The sequence below is a fragment of the Haemophilus parainfluenzae genome (assembly GCF_900450995.1).
Lineage (GTDB): Bacteria > Pseudomonadota > Gammaproteobacteria > Enterobacterales > Pasteurellaceae > Haemophilus_D > Haemophilus_D parainfluenzae_O.
Window position 1 is genome coordinate 1672641 of the sequence record NZ_UGHY01000002.1, and the last position, 15701, is coordinate 1688341.

At 39.2% G+C, this 15701-nt stretch carries 16 protein-coding genes and 1 pseudogene; 11 read left to right on the forward strand and 6 right to left on the reverse strand.

Annotated elements, in window-relative coordinates; genetic code table 11:
* Positions 1 to 10: 10 nt before the first annotated feature.
* Positions 11 to 1378, reverse strand: a complete 1368-nt coding sequence (dnaA, locus tag DX522_RS08570; RefSeq protein ID WP_115180493.1) for a chromosomal replication initiator protein DnaA — start codon at positions 1376 to 1378, stop codon at positions 11 to 13.
* Between the two features lie 318 nt (positions 1379 to 1696).
* Between dnaA and rpmH the strand changes: the two genes are divergently transcribed.
* The 11 genes and pseudogenes from rpmH (at position 1697) to rlmC (ending at position 10962) form a co-directional block, all read left to right on the forward strand.
* Positions 1697 to 1831 carry a 50S ribosomal protein L34 gene (rpmH, locus tag DX522_RS08580; RefSeq protein ID WP_005539760.1) on the forward strand — a complete coding sequence of 45 codons (135 nt, stop codon included), beginning with the start codon at positions 1697 to 1699 and terminating at the stop codon, positions 1829 to 1831.
* A 12-nt stretch (positions 1832 to 1843) separates the two neighbouring features.
* Positions 1844 to 2212, forward strand: a complete 369-nt coding sequence (gene rnpA, locus DX522_RS08585) for a ribonuclease P protein component (RefSeq protein WP_014064016.1) — start codon at positions 1844 to 1846, stop codon at positions 2210 to 2212.
* A complete protein-coding gene (gene yidD, locus DX522_RS08590) occupies positions 2167 to 2430 on the forward strand; it encodes a membrane protein insertion efficiency factor YidD (RefSeq protein WP_049374607.1) in 264 nt (87 codons plus the stop codon). Before rnpA ends, yidD begins: the two co-directional genes overlap by 46 nt.
* Positions 2430 to 4058 (forward strand): membrane protein insertase YidC, encoded by a 1629-nt coding sequence (gene yidC / locus DX522_RS08595; protein ID WP_115180494.1) that lies wholly within the window; start codon positions 2430 to 2432, stop codon positions 4056 to 4058. The genes yidD and yidC overlap by 1 nt, the downstream gene beginning before the upstream one ends.
* A gap of 127 nt (positions 4059 to 4185) precedes the next feature.
* Positions 4186 to 5544, forward strand: a complete 1359-nt coding sequence (gene mnmE, locus DX522_RS08600) for a tRNA uridine-5-carboxymethylaminomethyl(34) synthesis GTPase MnmE (RefSeq protein ID WP_115180495.1) — start codon at positions 4186 to 4188, stop codon at positions 5542 to 5544.
* Between the two features lie 23 nt (positions 5545 to 5567).
* Positions 5568 to 6002 (forward strand): annotated as a pseudogene (locus DX522_RS08605) (manganese efflux pump MntP family protein); the annotation flags it as partial.
* 68 nt (positions 6003 to 6070) lie between these two features.
* Positions 6071 to 7948 (forward strand): peptidylprolyl isomerase, encoded by a 1878-nt coding sequence (gene ppiD / locus DX522_RS08610; protein WP_049383336.1) that lies wholly within the window; start codon positions 6071 to 6073, stop codon positions 7946 to 7948.
* A 100-nt stretch (positions 7949 to 8048) separates the two neighbouring features.
* Positions 8049 to 8399 carry a purine nucleoside phosphoramidase gene (gene hinT, locus DX522_RS08615; protein ID WP_115180496.1) on the forward strand — a complete coding sequence of 117 codons (351 nt, stop codon included), beginning with the start codon at positions 8049 to 8051 and terminating at the stop codon, positions 8397 to 8399.
* Positions 8399 to 8746, forward strand: a complete 348-nt coding sequence (locus DX522_RS08620) for a DUF1425 domain-containing protein (RefSeq protein WP_049363082.1) — start codon at positions 8399 to 8401, stop codon at positions 8744 to 8746. Before hinT ends, DX522_RS08620 begins: the two co-directional genes overlap by 1 nt.
* A 3-nt stretch (positions 8747 to 8749) precedes the next feature.
* Complete coding sequence (nagZ, locus tag DX522_RS08625) at positions 8750 to 9793, forward strand: beta-N-acetylhexosaminidase (protein WP_115180497.1); 1044 nt, start codon at positions 8750 to 8752, stop codon at positions 9791 to 9793.
* On the forward strand, positions 9790 to 10962 hold the full coding sequence (gene rlmC / locus DX522_RS08630) for a 23S rRNA (uracil(747)-C(5))-methyltransferase RlmC (protein WP_049383332.1): 1173 nt from the start codon (positions 9790 to 9792) through the stop codon (positions 10960 to 10962). The genes nagZ and rlmC overlap by 4 nt, the downstream gene beginning before the upstream one ends.
* 33 nt (positions 10963 to 10995) lie before the next feature.
* On the opposite strand, the gene DX522_RS08635 is transcribed toward rlmC, so the two are convergent.
* From DX522_RS08635 to DX522_RS08655, 5 genes are all read right to left on the reverse strand, one after another.
* The gene (locus tag DX522_RS08635; RefSeq protein ID WP_239649452.1) at positions 10996 to 11829 is read right to left on the reverse strand and encodes a metal ABC transporter permease; all 834 of its coding nucleotides are present in this window, start codon (positions 11827 to 11829) and stop codon (positions 10996 to 10998) included.
* On the reverse strand, positions 11822 to 12673 hold the full coding sequence (locus tag DX522_RS08640) for a metal ABC transporter permease (protein WP_049381584.1): 852 nt from the start codon (positions 12671 to 12673) through the stop codon (positions 11822 to 11824). The genes DX522_RS08635 and DX522_RS08640 overlap by 8 nt, the downstream gene beginning before the upstream one ends.
* Before the next feature lie 3 nt (positions 12674 to 12676).
* Positions 12677 to 13585 carry a manganese/iron ABC transporter ATP-binding protein gene (locus DX522_RS08645; RefSeq protein WP_115180498.1) on the reverse strand — a complete coding sequence of 303 codons (909 nt, stop codon included), beginning with the start codon at positions 13583 to 13585 and terminating at the stop codon, positions 12677 to 12679.
* The gene (locus DX522_RS08650; RefSeq protein WP_075875732.1) at positions 13585 to 14466 is read right to left on the reverse strand and encodes a metal ABC transporter substrate-binding protein; all 882 of its coding nucleotides are present in this window, start codon (positions 14464 to 14466) and stop codon (positions 13585 to 13587) included. The genes DX522_RS08645 and DX522_RS08650 overlap by 1 nt, the downstream gene beginning before the upstream one ends.
* Positions 14467 to 14620: 154 nt before the next feature.
* A complete protein-coding gene (locus DX522_RS08655) occupies positions 14621 to 15496 on the reverse strand; it encodes a D-alanyl-D-alanine carboxypeptidase family protein (RefSeq protein WP_115180499.1) in 876 nt (291 codons plus the stop codon).
* Positions 15497 to 15701: the final 205 nt, after the last annotated feature.

The window sequence follows — 15701 nt, forward strand, 5'->3', positions numbered from 1 at the left end:
CATTGGCTCCTTATGCAGATAATGTGCGAATTAAATTCGCCCAATCTTCTTGAATACTGCTGTCTTTTTCACGGAATTTTGGCACTTCACGACAAGCATTTAAGACTGTCGTATGGTCGCGTTCAAAGGCACGACCAATTTCCGGTAAACTTTTATTGGTTAATTCTTTTGCTAATGCCATCGCAACTTGGCGTGGGCGAGTGACTGATCTCGCTCTGCTTTTTGATTTTAAATCCGCCACTTTAATTCGATAGTATTCTGCCACGACTTTTTGAATGTTTTCAATGGTTACCAAACGTTCTTGTAAGGCAAGAATATCTTTTAATGTGTCACGCACAAAATCAATATCAATGTGACCACCTTTGAAGTCTTGCATCGCTTTCACACGGTTTAACGCACCTTCTAATTCACGAACATTGGTGCGTAAGCGTTGGGCGATAAAGAATGCCACTTCTTCTGGCAGCTCCATATTATGTTCTTCTGCTTTTTTCAGTAAAATCGCAACACGAGTTTCTAAATCAGGTGGTTCAATCGCAGTGGTTAAACCCCAGCCGAAACGAGATTTTAGGCGTTCTTCAATTTTCTCAATTTCTTTTGGATAGCGGTCAGAAGTCAAAATAATTTGACGGCTAGTTTCAAATAAACTATTGAAAATATGGAAAAATTCTTCTTGTGTTTTTTCTTTCTCTGCGAAGAATTGAATATCATCCACTAATAATGCATCGAGAGAACGATAGAATTTTTTGAATTGATCCATTTTATTATCACGCATCGCTTTGACCATGTGCTGCATAAAGTTATTAGCATGGATATAAAGCACGCGAGCATTTGGCTTATTCGCTAAAATACCATTACCGATGGCGTGTAATAAGTGGGTTTTACCTAAGCCTGTCCCGCCATATAAAAAGAATGGGTTTGCTGTTGGTTCACCTGGTGCAAGAGCAAGTTTTTGACCTACTGCACGGGCGAGTTGGTTTGATTTACCTTCAACAAAGTTTTCAAATAAATGTTTACGATTTAGGTGTGATTCAAATTTAGTCGGCGTATCAGATTCTTGCTGAAAACTCACCGCACTTTCTTGATGATTAGTTGTTTGAGTTGGGGCCGATTCAACAGCTTTTGGAGCTGGTTTTACCCCTTCTTTTACGATAATCTGTAAATTTGGATTTTTAGCAAGGGCTTGGCAAATTTGATGAATTTGAGCCAAGTAATGATTTTCCACCCAGCTTTTTACAAACATATTGGACGCATATAACACCACTTGATCTTGTGAGATGACATCCGCTTGTAATGGGCGTAACCAAGTGCTGAGATCCATCGGAGAAACCTGATCTTGTAGTTGAGATAAGCAATCTTGCCATAGGGTGGAAAGGCTCACGATAAATTATCCTTATGTTATATGCGAATAAAATAAAAGCCGCAAAAGTGCGGTTAAAAATCGAAGAGAATTTTACAATAATTTAGGCAAAAGATCTTCTGTTGCTCATCAAAAAAAGACAAAAAGGTTGCTTGAGATTTTGCCCAAAATCCGTATAATCCCCACGATTTTAGAAGAAACGGAAGATTATTTCGGAATTTTCTCTTTTCTTATTTGACGAAAGCCCAATTTATGATTAAAATTGCGGTCTATTTTTTATAACCCTTGTTGTGTTTTGAATATCAAAACAGTAAACCATTTTGATTTAGGTAGATTACAATGAAACGTACATTTCAACCTTCTGTATTAAAACGTAGCCGTACTCACGGTTTCCGTGCTCGTATGGCAACTAAAAACGGCCGTCAAGTTTTAGCTCGTCGTCGTGCTAAAGGTCGTAAGAGTTTATCTGCATAATCACCTCTTTTAGTGATTAAGCTAAACTTCTCTCGGGAGTTACGATTGTTAACTCCCACTCAATTTAAAAATGTCTTCGAACAACCGTTTCGAGCAAGCACCCCTGAAATTACCATTCTCGCACGCAAAAATAATCTTGAGCATCCACGCTTAGGTTTAACTGTGGCTAAAAAACATCTTAAACGAGCGCATGATCGTAATCGTATTAAACGTTTAGTTCGTGAAAGTTTTCGTTTATCTCAACATAATTTGCCCTCTTGTGACTTTGTCTTTGTGGCGAAACGTGGCATTGGTCAGCTTGATAATCAAACGTTTTTACAAACTTTGGATAAATTATGGGCACGTCACATTCGTTTGGCGCAAAAATCCTCATCGCTTTAATTAAGTTTTATCAAGTAGCGATTAGTCCTTTAATCGGGCCTCGTTGTCGTTTTGTGCCAACCTGTTCTTGCTATGGTATTGAGGCGTTAAAAACACATGGATTGTTAAAAGGTAGTTGGCTTACGCTAAAACGTGTATTAAAATGTCACCCCTTAAGCGCCGGTGGATTCGATCCTGTTCCGCCGAAAAAGATTAATAATAACGATGAGAAAAAATAATGGACTCAAGACGTAGCCTATTAGTGCTTGCACTACTTTTTATTTCTTTCCTTGTTTATCAGCAATGGCAACTTGATAAAAATCCACCGGTTCAACAACAGACCACGGAACAAACAACAACCGCCTCTTCTGATGTACCGGCAAGTTCTTCTTCATCTGCTGAAGTAGTGGCAGACTCACAAACCAAAGGTCACATTATCACATTAGAAAATGATGTATTCCGTTTGAAAGTAGATACATTAGGTGGTGATGTAATCAGTTCTGAATTATTAAAATATGATGCAGAATTAAATTCAAAAGAACCTTTCGTTTTATTAAAAGATACAAACGAGCATGTTTACATTGCACAAAGCGGCCTAATCGGTAAAAACGGGATCGATACAAAAGCAGGTCGTGCACAATATCAAGTTACGGGTGATAATTTCAAATTAGCAGCAGGTCAAAATGAACTTTCTGTACCATTAACATTTGAAAAAGATGGTGTCACTTATCGTAAAATCTTTGTATTAAAACGCGATAGCTACGATGTAGGTGTTAACTTTGAAATTGTGAACCAAAGTGGTAGCGCAATTGAAGTTGAACCTTACGGCCAATTAAAACATACATTAGTTGAAAGCAGCGGTAACGTGGCAATGCCTACTTATACAGGTGGTGCGTATTCTTCTTCTGAAACAAATTACAAAAAATACAGCTTCAGCGATATGAAAGACAAAAATCTTTCTATTGATACCAAAGCAGGTTGGGTTGCTGTTTTACAACACTATTTCGTATCAGCTTGGATCCCAAATCAAGATGTAAATAACCAACTTTATAGTATTACAGACAGCAAAAATAACGTTGCGTCTATTGGTTATCGTGGTCCAGTAGTATCTGTTCCAGCGGGTGCAACAGAAAAAATTACCAGCTCATTATGGACAGGTCCAAAATTACAAAACAAAATGGCTGAAGTGGCTAACCACTTAGACTTGACTGTAGATTACGGTTGGGCATGGTTCATTGCAAAACCATTATTCTGGTTATTAACCTTCATTCAAAGTATTGTATCTAACTGGGGTGTGGCAATTATTTGCGTAACCTTAGTAGTTAAAGCGATTTTATATCCGCTTACAAAAGCACAATATACTTCTATGGCAAAAATGCGGATGTTGCAACCGAAAATGCAAGAAATGCGCGAACGTTTTGGTGATGATCGCCAACGTATGAGCCAAGAAATGATGAAACTTTACAAAGAAGAAAAAGTAAATCCACTTGGCGGTTGCTTACCATTAATCCTTCAAATGCCAATTTTTATCGCATTATACTGGACGTTTATGGAAGCGGTTGAACTGCGTCATGCACCATTCTTTGGTTGGATTCAAGATTTATCGGCACAAGACCCTTACTACATTCTCCCAATCTTAATGGGCGGATCAATGTTCTTGTTACAAAAAATGTCACCGACACCAGTTGCAGATCCAATGCAACAAAAAGTGATGAATTTCATGCCATTGATCTTCATGTTCTTCTTCCTCTGGTTCCCGGCAGGTCTCGTACTTTACTGGTTAGTGTCTAACTTAATCACTATCGTACAACAACAAATGATCTACCGTGGTTTAGAGAAAAAAGGGTTACACACCCGTAAAAAATAACAGATAGAAGGCATCGAAAGATGCCTTTTTTCTATCATTGATTGATATATAATCTCATGGGCGTATTAATGCGCCCTCTCATTTTTTTATCGCAGATAAAAGTGCGGTCAATTTTTAGTGAGTTTTTATGAAAGAAACAATCGTCGCACAAGCGACAGCGCCAGGACGTGGTGGTATTGGTATTTTGCGTGTATCTGGCCCGAAAGCGGTTGAAGTTGCACAAGAGGTACTAGGTAAATGCCCTAAACCAAGAATGGCAGATTATTTACCTTTTAAAGATGCTGATGGCACAGTATTAGATCAAGGCATTGCGCTTTATTTTAAATCGCCGAATTCCTTTACAGGTGAAGATGTATTGGAATTGCAAGGGCATGGTGGACAAGTAGTATTAGATTTGTTGCTAAAACGAATTTTACAGCTTGATGGGGTTCGTCTTGCACGTCCAGGTGAATTTTCTGAACAGGCTTTTTTAAACGATAAATTAGATTTAGCTCAAGCAGAAGCGATCGCGGATTTAATTGATGCCACTTCGGAGCAAGCTGCTCGTTCAGCATTAAAATCATTACAAGGTGAATTTTCTAATAAAGTGAATCAGTTAGTGGATTCCGTGATTTATCTGCGTACTTATGTGGAAGCGTCGATTGATTTCCCCGATGAAGAAATTGACTTTTTGGCAGACGGTAAAATCGAAGCAAAATTACGAGAAATTATCACTCAGCTTGATTTAGTCCGTAACGAAGCGAAACAAGGCTCGATTTTACGTGAAGGGATGAAAGTGGTGATTGCCGGTCGTCCAAATGCAGGTAAATCAAGTTTACTGAATGCTTTAGCAGGCAGAGAAGCAGCCATTGTGACAGATATTGCAGGAACAACGCGCGATGTGTTACGTGAGCATATTCATATTGACGGTATGCCTTTGCATATTATTGATACGGCAGGCCTTCGTGAAGCGACAGATGAAGTTGAACGTATCGGGATCTCACGTGCCTGGACGGAGATTGAGCAAGCCGATCGTATTATCTTAATGTTAGACAGTAGCGATCCTGATAGCCAAAATATCGAAAAAGTGCGGTCAGAATTTTTATCAAAATTGCCAAATAATATGCCAGTGACCATTGTTCGCAATAAAGTAGATTTAAGTGGCGAGGCAGTTGGGTTAAAAGAAGAAAATGGAACAACGACCGTTTGTTTATCCGCCCAAACACATCAGGGTGTAGATTTATTGCGTGAGCATTTAAAACAGGCGATGGGATTCCAAACAGGGATGGAGGGTGGTTTCTTAGCGCGCCGTCGTCATCTTGATGCCTTAGAAAAAGCCGCTGAACATTTACAAATTGGATTAGTCCAATTAACCGAGTTTCATGCTGGGGAATTGTTAGCTGAAGAACTTCGTTTAGTTCAAGCTAATCTGAGTGAAATTACGGGGCAATTTACCTCAGATGATTTGCTCGGCAATATTTTCAGTTCTTTCTGTATTGGAAAATAGCTTATAGTTTATGACTTTTCATATGTTGTGGGTTATTCCAAGGTATTATGCCAGCAATCGGCTATGTTGTTGGACTGCAATTTAGTCAGATGATTCAAAATTGGGACCATTGGATTGCCTTTGCTTTACTTGCGCTTATCGGTGTGAATATGATTCGTGAAGGGCTGAGTTCAGATGATGAACCTGCGCCCTCATTGATTAATTTAAAACACGTGCTAACACTTGGTGTGGCAACGAGTATTGATGCGTTAGCCATTGGTGTCTCTTTTGCTTTTCTTTCCGTGGACATTTTGTTGGCTGTCTTCATCATTGGTTTAACAACCTTTGTCATCTCTTTTATTGGCGTAAAGAGCGGTCATTTTTTAGGGAGAAAATTCAAAAGCAAAGCAGAGATTTTTGGCGGTTTAGTGTTATTAGTCATGGCTGTGAAAATCCTACACGAACATGGTGTTTTTTAAGTGCGAATTTTCGCCTTTTAGATTATAATCTTACGAACTTTGTCTTTTTTTAAAAGGGTAATAATTGAATGTTAATTGAAAAAATGCATGGCATCGCCCATAGCTTTATCGGAAAAGCGATCTTTGCTTTAATTCCAGTTTCATTTTTGATTGGTGGGATGTCAGGTTATCTGTATAGCAGCAATGATAGTTTTGCGGCAAAAGTAAATGGCGAAACCATCTCTCAACAAGATTTCTTAAATCGTTATAACCAGGAGTTTGAAGCGCGAGCTCAACAAGAAGGTGAGGGCTTCCTAGCGAAAACTGACTCGGTGGAATTTGTGACCGCACTTCGTCAAAATTTAATTCAACGTTTAGTGGATCAAGAATTAATCCGTCAATATGCGAAAGAATTAAAATTAGGTGTAAGTGACGACATGATCAAACGTGCGATTGTAAGCGATCCTAACTTACAATCTAACGGTAAATTTGATAATACCCGTTATCAACAATTATTGACTCAAAATGGTTTAACGTCAGATACTTATGCGGCTATTTTACGTAATGCATTAACACTTGAACAAATGCAAAACGGTTTAGCTGATAGTGAATTTGTTGTGCCAGCTCAAGTAAAAGATAGTGCACAAACCTTTTTCCAAAAACGTATCGCTCGTCTTGCAACCCTTCCATTAGCTGATGAAGTAGCAAAACAAAAGGTAACAGAAGAAGAAATTAAAGCGTATTACGATACGAATGCGAAATCACTTGTTCAACCTGAACAGGCGAAAGTACAATATATTCTCGTTTCAGCGAATGCATTAGGTAAAGCACAGCCTGTAACTGAAACACAAATTGCGCAATATTATCAAGAAAATAAAGCACAATTCATTAGCCAAAAATTAGCTCATATTCAACTATCAACTGAGAAAGAAGCGGATGCCGTTTATCAAGAACTACAAAAAGGCGCTGATTTTGCTGAATTAGCAAAAACAAAATCCCTAGATCAACTTTCTGGTGCACAAGGTGGTGAATTAGGTTGGGTAAAAGACAATGAATTACCGAAAAACTTTGAAGATGCGGCATTATTATTAAATGTTGGTCAATATAGCACGCCAGTTAATGTGGATGGGGCTTACCATATTATTTTAGTGCAAGATCGTAAAGAACGTACTTTAGACGAAGTAAAAGAGCAAATCGCGAATATCGTACGTAAAAACCTTGCAGGAAGTCGTTTCCAAGCAGTAGAAAAAGCGGTTCGTGCAAAAGCGGCAGAAAGTAGTGATTCTTTAGCTGCGGTAGCAGAAGCAGCCGGCGTGAAAGTGGAAGAAACAGATTATTTCGGTAAAAATAATATTCCTGCGGTATTAAATTTCCCAAATGTGACTTCAGCCATTTTCGAATCAGATATTGCAAACGGCGGCGCAAATTCTGAGCCATTAACTGTTGGTGAAAATGAATTTGTTGTGGTACGTGTCGTGGATCATAAAGCTGAAGGTTTACAAAGCCTTGATGAAGCTAAATCAACGATTGAGCAGTTCTTAAAACGTGAAAAAGCCGATAAAGTATTAGCTGAAAAAGCAGAGCAAGCGGTTAAAGCGCTATCTGCCGATCCAACCAAATTACCTGCCGGTATTAGTTTTGGTGAGCCACAAACCTTTACGTTAGTGGATAATAAAGATCCAGTGCTTTATGAAGGTGTATTTTCCATTGCAAAACCACAAGATGGCAAAGCAGCTTATCAAGTTGCTCGTAACAGCAAAGGTGATGTGATTGTGGTTGCCCTTGAACGTGTAGAAGAACCTACTTTAAATGAGCAAGAATTAGCGAAATTTAGCACTCAACTTGTTCGTGCACGTCAAGGTGAATTGCAAGGACAGTTAATGCAAGCGTTACGTGAAAAAGCACAAATCGAGATTAATACCAGCTTTATTAATCAAGATGATTCAGAAGAAGGTGCGGTTCACTAAGCCGATTGAAATGTCATCCATCATCAATTTCTGATGGAAAATAAAAGTAAAGTGCGGTAAATTTTGACCGCACTTTTTTATATAAAACAAGGAGAAGACTATGGCTCAAGAAACCATTTTCAGCAAAATTATTCGCAAAGAAATCCCTGCCCATATTGTTTATCAAGATGAATTAGTGACCGCATTCCGAGATATTTCACCTCAAGCGAAAACCCATATTTTGATTATCCCAAATAAAGTCATTCCAACGGTTAATGATGTGACTGAACAAGATGAAGTTACCTTGGGTCGCTTATTTACTGTCGCGGCTAAAATTGCTAAAGAAGAAGGCATTGCCGAAGACGGTTATCGTTTAATTGTGAACTGTAATAAACACGGTGGACAAGAAGTATTCCATATTCATATGCATCTTGTTGGTGGTGAACCTTTAGGTAGAATGTTGGCGAAATAATGAAAAAGATCCTAATTACAGCAACGGTATTATTTTTAACGGCTTGTTCATCTGCACCAAATATTGTGGGAACAAATAAACCGATTTTAAATATGGCGGCAAATTTAGCACCGGCTTTAGATGTTGATTTGTCGGATAATACAGCAGCTTTAAAAAATAAAACTACGCAACAACTCAATGTGCTTTACCATCTTTATTGGTATAACACACAAGGTGTAACGCAAGTTTGGCCGAATCAGCAAGAAAGCCAATCAGGCAATATTTTATTGCAACCACAAGAAAAGAAAGTGTTTGAACTGCCAAAACCAAGCACAGAAAGTAGCAATTATCGTCTTTACTTACAATAGTTTATGTCTACATTATTAATTGACCTTGAAGGTCATGAGCTCAAACAAGAAGAAGTTGAATTACTGGAACATCCTTTAGTTGCCGGTTTGATTTTATTTACCCGCAATTTTTATGATCGTCAGCAAGTTCAAGCGCTAATTAAATCCATTCGCCAGAGAGTAAAAAAGCCTTTATTGGTCACGGTCGATCAGGAAGGTGGTCGCGTGCAACGTTTCCGTGAAGGTTTCACTCAGCTCCCTGCGATGCAGGCTTTTGCGGCATTAGTTGAGGACTCAGCTCAGCAACAGCAAATAGCAAAAGAAGCGGGTTGGCAAATGGCGGCTGAAATGGTGGCGCTAGATATTGATTTGAGTTTTGCTCCTGTGTTGGATTTGGGTCACGAATGTCGTGCGATTGGTGATCGTAGTTTTGGCTGTGATGTAAAAAGTGCGGTCAATTTGGCGGCTGCTTTTATTGATGGTATGCACCAAGCAGGCATGGCAACAACAGGAAAACATTTCCCAGGACACGGTCATGTTTTAGCTGATTCTCATCTTGAAACCCCTTATGATGAGCGTGCAAAAGAGACGATTTTTAATCACGATATTTTACCATTCCAACAGCTGATTCAACAAAGTAAGCTTGATGCGATTATGCCGGCTCACGTGATTTATACACAATGTGATAGCCAGCCAGCAAGTGGTTCGAGTTATTGGTTAAAAGAGATTTTGCGTAAACAGTTGGGATTCCAAGGGGCGATTTTCTCTGATGATTTAGGCATGAAAGGCGCAGGCTTTATGGGTGATTTTGTGGCTCGTAGTGAAAAAGCCTTGAAGGCTGGTTGTGACTTATTATTGCTTTGTAATGAACGAGAGGGTGCCATTCAAGTGCTTGATAATCTGAAGTTAGAGGAAACAACGGAGCATTTCGCAGCACGCCAAGCTCGCTTGAAATCGCTCTTTAAACAAAAATCCTTTGATTGGTCAGAACTCACAAAAACTTCGCGCTGGATTGAAAATTATCAAAAACTGACCGCACTTCAACAAGAGTGGCTTGCTTCTAAATGATTGATTGCCATCATTATCAAAAAGGCGATTGCCGTTCTTGTCAATGGCTTGACATGCCTTATGAGCAGCAACTCGCCAAGAAAGAGGAGCACCTTAAACAACAACTTGCCAAATTAGATTGTGATAATTTAATTTGGCATCCGCCTTTTTATTCCTCCGAGTCTGCCTTTCGTAATAAAGCCAAAATGGTCGTAAGTGGCGCGGTGGAACGTCCCATTCTAGGTATTTTACAAGACCCGAATGATCCACAAAGTGCGGTAGATTTATGTGATTGTCCGCTTTATCCGCAACGCTTTGTAGAGCTATTCCCGATTCTAAAAGATTTTATTGGGCGCGCTGGTTTAGTCCCTTATAACGTAGCTAAACAAAAAGGTGAGCTGAAATACATTCTGCTTACAGAAAGCCAACATACAAAAAAATTGATGTTGCGTTTTGTATTGCGTTCAGAAACTAAATTGCCGTTAATTCAACGTGAATTTGCAGACTTATTGGAAAAATTACCACAACTTGAAGTAGTGAGCGTGAATATCCAACCTCAGCACGCCGCGATTTTAGAAGGTGAGAAAGAAATCTTTTTGACGGATCAGCACACTTTATCGGAAAGCTTTAACGGTATTCAGTTGTTTATTCGCCCTCAAGGTTTCTTCCAAACGAACCCACTTGTAGCACAAGGGCTATATGCAACGGCACAAGATTGGGTGCAAGATTTACCAATTACTAAACTCTGGGATCTTTTTTGTGGCGTTGGTGGCTTTGGACTTCATTGCGCTAAAGCTTTACAGGATAAACATAAACAAGAAGTGGAATTGACCGGGATTGAAATTTCCCCATCTGCTATTCAAGCGGCTACTCAATCCGCTCAGGTGTTAGGGCTAAACAACGTTAAATTCCAATCTTTGGATGCCGCTAATTTTGCTTTAACACAAGATGAAAACAAACCCGATTTAGTGATCGTCAATCCGCCTCGTCGAGGTATCGGAAAGGAACTCGCTGAGTTTCTCAATGAAATGCAACCGAACTTTATTCTTTATTCCAGCTGTAACGCGATTTCCATGGGAAAAGATTTGCAGCATCTAACCAATTATAAACTTACTCAAATTCAATTATTTGATATGTTCCCGCATACAGCGCATTATGAAGCACTGATATTGTTGAAACTCAATTCCTAATAAAAAGCTAACATTTCTGTTAGCTTTTTTTATTTAGAAATTTAACCGCACTTTTATTTTGCTATAAATTAGCGCAATTAAGAAAAATATGGCCTGTAACAAAATAATACATGCACCTGTGGACGCATCAAAATGATAGCTAAGTAGCACGCCTAGTAGACTTGCAGTTACAGCACTAATGATCGCGATAACAAGCATTTTATCGAAGCGATTCGTCAGGGTTAGCGCAGTGATGCCAGGCGCAATTAGCATCGCTACAACCAAAATAACCCCAACGACTTGCATCGTACTCACAATGGTGAGTGCGAGTAATGTGAGTAAGCCATAGTGCAGTAATTTAGGCGAGAGACCTGCAACACGGGTATGGCTAGGATCAAAGCAATAAAGCAGAAAATCACGACGCTTTAAGCCAAGCAAAATAAAAATAATCAAGGCGATGATAGCCGTTTGAATCAGCTCTTGTCGGCTTACACCCAATACATTTCCAAATAAGATATGTGTAAGATGTTGTGAGGTTTGGATTTTAGTGAACAACACCAAACCAAGGGCAAACATTCCCGAAAATACAATCCCCATCGCGGTATCTTCTTTGATTCGACTGTTCTCTTTTAAATAACCTACACCTAAGGCACAGGCAATACCTGAAACAAAGGCACCAATCACTAATGGAATACCGGCTAGAAAAGCTAGGACAATGCCAGGTAGGACAGCATGGGAAATCGCGTCACCCATTAATGACCAACCTTTCAACACCAAATAGCAAGAGAGTAGTGCACAGATAACGGCAACTACTAATGCGGTAAGTAACGCATTTTGCATAAAGGCAAATTGAAATGGCTCAACGAAAATGGCGAACATCTCAGTCATAATCCACCGCCTTACGTCGTTTTTGACTCATTAATCCGTATTTAGGCGAGAATAGAAAAGCCAATAAAAATAACAAGGTTTGCAATGTTACGATGACACCACCTGTGGCGCCATCCAGATAATAGCTTAAATAGACACCGACGAAACCAGTGATTGCGCCTAATGCTACGGCAATTTTGATAAGAGTTTTGAATTTATCTGTGAGTAAATAGGCAGTTGCACCTGGCGTGATTACCATCGCAATCACTAAAATCGCCCCGACAGTTTGTAATGCCGCAACGACACAAGCACTCAAGAGTGTAAAAAAGAGAACTTTGTAAAACAGTGGTGAAAGTCCAACTGTAATTGCTTGTGTTTCATCAAAGAAAATCAGTAACAGATCCTTCCAAAAAATAAGCAATAAGACCAAGCAAATCAACATAATAATGGCTACTTGATAAATATCTTCATCGGCAATCCCGAGGATATTACCGAGAATAATATTTTGCACATTTATTGAAGTTGGATTCAGAGAAATAATCAACAATCCCAAGGCAAAGAATGTGCTGAAAATAAAGCCGATAACGGCATCTTCTTTGAGTTTAGAAATGGATTTTATCCATAAAATGGAAAGTGCGGCCAAAATTCCGGCAAAAAAAGCACCTAAAGCATAGGGGAGTGAAAAGGCATAAGCTATCGCCACACCCGGTACCACCGAATGAGAGAGTGCGTCGCCAATTAATGACCAGCCTTTCAACATTAAATAGGCAGAAAGAAAGGCACAAATTCCACCAACTGCGGCACTTATCCACATGGCTTTTTGCATATATTCATAGGAGAAAGGTTCTAGCAAATATTCAAGCATGGCTTATTCCTTGTCATGCGGAGGCACTCGGCAGGATTTTACAGCCGTTGCAGGCGGATCATTTTTGGTTTCGCCATAAAAGACAACAGGGCGTTCATCATCTGTGAGAACGGTTACCGCACGTTTATCTTCATCATTATGCAGATCTTCACCTAATAATTTGACGTGTCGTAATACACCACCAAAGACTTTTTCCAAATTATGCTGATTGAATGTATCTTCCGTTTTACCGGCGGCAATCACAGTACGGTTAATCATTACTACTTGATCACAAAAATCTGGTACAGAGCCTAAATTGTGGGTAGAGACTAAAATTAAATGGCCTTCAGTACGTAATTGGCGAAGGAGTTCCACAATAGCATTTTCAGTTTTAACATCTACACCCGTAAAAGGCTCATCGAGTAAGATAATCTTACTTTGTTGTGCTAATGCTCGAGCCAAAAATACGCGTTTTTTCTGTCCACCAGAAAGCTCGCCGATTTGTCGTTCGGCTAAATGCTCGATGTTTACCCGTTGCATCGCTTCGAGCACTTTTTGTTTGTCTTCAGCCTTTGGAATGCGTAGGAAATTCATATAGCCGTAGCGTCCCATCATGACAACATCATAAACGGAGACTGGAAATTGCCAATCGACTTCTTCCGCTTGCGGTACATAGGCGACCAAATTTTGTTTCAACGCTCGATTAATTGGCAAACCACAAAGCGCAATATTGCCTTGCTGTGGTTTAATTAAGCCCATGATGCTTTTGAATAGCGTGGATTTTCCGCTCCCATTTACACCGACAAGAGCACAGATGGTTCCCCCTTGTAATGCAAAGGTAACATCATAAATTGCAGTGTGCCCGTTGTTGTAACGCATGGTTACGTCATTAACGGAAATAGAAGCGGAAATAGAAGCGGAAAGTGCAGTCATTATTTTTCAAATCCTTTGACTATGGTGGATACAGTGACATTCAGTAAGTCAATATAAGTTGGTACAGGACCGTCAGCGGCAGAAAGGGAATCGACATAAAGCACGCCACCGTATTTGGCACCGCTTTCTTTCGCTACTTGTTGAGCAGGTTTGGCTGACACGGTACTTTCACTAAATACCACAGGAATGTGATTTTTTTTCACTAAATTGATAAGTTTACGCACTTGTTGAGGCGTACCTTGTTGTTCAGCGTTAATTGGCCATAAATAGCCTTCTTTGAGATCGTAATCTTTCGCTAAATAACTAAAGGCGCCTTCACTGGTGACTAACCAACGTTGGTTGGCAGGAATTTGTGCGAGTTTTTCACGTAAAGGTTTATCGAGTTGTTTGATTTTTTCTGCATAAGCTGCCGCATTTTTTTGATAAGTATCAGCATTTTGCGGATCGTATTTAACTAATGCATTTTTAATATTTTCGACATAAATCAACGCATTAGATGGCGACATCCAAGCGTGTGGGTTAGGTGCATCTTTATAAGGGCCTTCATAAATAGAAAGTGGTGTGATACCTTCGGTTACCACAACGGCTGGTTTGTCTTTGATATTTTGGAAGAAACGTTCAAACCAACGCTCTAAATTTAATCCGTTCCATAAAATTAAATCAGCAGATTGAGCTTTTACAATATCTTTAGGGGTCGGTTCATACTCGTGAATTTCTGCACCAGGTTTGGTGATAGATTCCACCGTCGCGGCATTACCTGCAACATTTTGTGCAATATCCTGAATAACCGTAAATGTGGTCACCACTTTAAATTTCGCTTCGGCTTGTAAAGCAGCTAAACCTAGAGCGATAACAGATAGGCTTTTAAATAAATGCTTCATGAGATCTCCTTAAAAAATAATGATTGATTAGAATTCTGCATAATAATACCACTTTTTATAAGACCTTCAAATGAAAATAATTATCAAATCAATAGGTGGTTAAAATTAAAAAGTGGAAAATTTTGTGCAAAATTGACCGCTATTTGTGAAAGGATTAACCACCAACTCGCTGGATTAGACGATCCATACCACTCTCATCATAACCTTCTTCATATTGGTCTTCATCAACGGTAAAGTTTTGCATGCTACGTCCAGCAGTACAGCCATATTGTTCCAGTTTTCCTTTCGTAAAGTTGCTACGAAATGCGGATGAATGGTTATTTAAACTGATCACACCGATGGTAGAGTGATTACATGGATTTTTATTCACGAAAACTAAATTATAGCCAGATTCGCGAATATAGCCGGTTTTATTTATTGCTGCATCGAAGACTTCTTCACGCACTAATTTATTGGTGTTTTTGACGAAAACACTGCGTCCGCCAGCTTGAATGAAGGCACTTGGCATATTAGAAAGATTTTTGATTTGTGCTTTATTGAGCGAGTATTTGGCTAGCTTAACTAAATCCATTACACTTGAAATGTTGCTATCAGATAAACCTGAACTGTCTGAAAAGCGAGTAGAGCGCATGCCTAATTCTCGTGCTTTCTCATTCATTTTTTGGATAAATTGCAAACGACTCATGCCCGCAGAGCGAGAAAGTGCATGGGCAGCATAGTTATCAGAATGAACGAGCATTGCTTTTAACAATTCATTACAAGAAATTGGCGTATATTTAGGTAATTTTGTATGAGTGCCTTTGATGTAATCGAAATCATCGTCTGTAATTGAGGCTGTACAGTTTGTGTTTCGATTATTTTCAAGAAACACATTCGCCGTCATTAACTTGGTGACAGATGCGATAGGTTGCACATGATTAGGTGAGCTACTTTCGAGCACGCGATCATGGGTGAAATCATACACGACATAAGATTGTGCCGTTGCCATTGCTGGCACTAAACACAATACAGAAAGAACTTTTTTTAACATATCTTTTAATATAGCCAACTCAGAGAATAAAACGAAGTGCACATTCTATCAGTTTTTGTAGGGGTTTGGGATGTATGAAAGATAAAAAATTCGAAGTTTTTTTAACCGCACTTTTCCCTTTCATTTTTTTGATTTTTGCGATGTGGATCGCAAATAAGTGCGGTCGAAATTTTCGTTGTTTTTTAAATCTGCTAGCTTATCTGTC

Excerpts from the sequence above, each read along its gene's own strand:
- rlmC (WP_049383332.1), top strand. The coding sequence starts at position 9,790 with ATGATTGATTGCCATCATTATCAAAAAGGCGATTGCCGTTCTTGTCAA.
- DX522_RS08640 (WP_049381584.1), bottom strand. The coding sequence starts at position 12,673 with ATGCTTGAATATTTGCTAGAACCTTTCTCCTATGAATATATGCAAAAA.
- yidC (WP_115180494.1), top strand. The coding sequence starts at position 2,430 with ATGGACTCAAGACGTAGCCTATTAGTGCTTGCACTACTTTTTATTTCT.
- mnmE (WP_115180495.1), top strand. The coding sequence starts at position 4,186 with ATGAAAGAAACAATCGTCGCACAAGCGACAGCGCCAGGACGTGGTGGT.
- DX522_RS08645 (WP_115180498.1), bottom strand. The coding sequence starts at position 13,585 with ATGACTGCACTTTCCGCTTCTATTTCCGCTTCTATTTCCGTTAATGAC.
- ppiD (WP_049383336.1), top strand. The coding sequence starts at position 6,071 with ATGTTAATTGAAAAAATGCATGGCATCGCCCATAGCTTTATCGGAAAA.
- yidD (WP_049374607.1), top strand. The coding sequence starts at position 2,167 with ATGGGCACGTCACATTCGTTTGGCGCAAAAATCCTCATCGCTTTAATT.
- DX522_RS08635 (WP_239649452.1), bottom strand. The coding sequence starts at position 11,829 with ATGACTGAGATGTTCGCCATTTTCGTTGAGCCATTTCAATTTGCCTTT.
- hinT (WP_115180496.1), top strand. The coding sequence starts at position 8,049 with ATGGCTCAAGAAACCATTTTCAGCAAAATTATTCGCAAAGAAATCCCT.
- nagZ (WP_115180497.1), top strand. The coding sequence starts at position 8,750 with ATGTCTACATTATTAATTGACCTTGAAGGTCATGAGCTCAAACAAGAA.
- DX522_RS08650 (WP_075875732.1), bottom strand. The coding sequence starts at position 14,466 with ATGAAGCATTTATTTAAAAGCCTATCTGTTATCGCTCTAGGTTTAGCT.
- DX522_RS08620 (WP_049363082.1), top strand. The coding sequence starts at position 8,399 with ATGAAAAAGATCCTAATTACAGCAACGGTATTATTTTTAACGGCTTGT.
- rpmH (WP_005539760.1), top strand. The coding sequence starts at position 1,697 with ATGAAACGTACATTTCAACCTTCTGTATTAAAACGTAGCCGTACTCAC.
- DX522_RS08655 (WP_115180499.1), bottom strand. The coding sequence starts at position 15,496 with ATGTTAAAAAAAGTTCTTTCTGTATTGTGTTTAGTGCCAGCAATGGCA.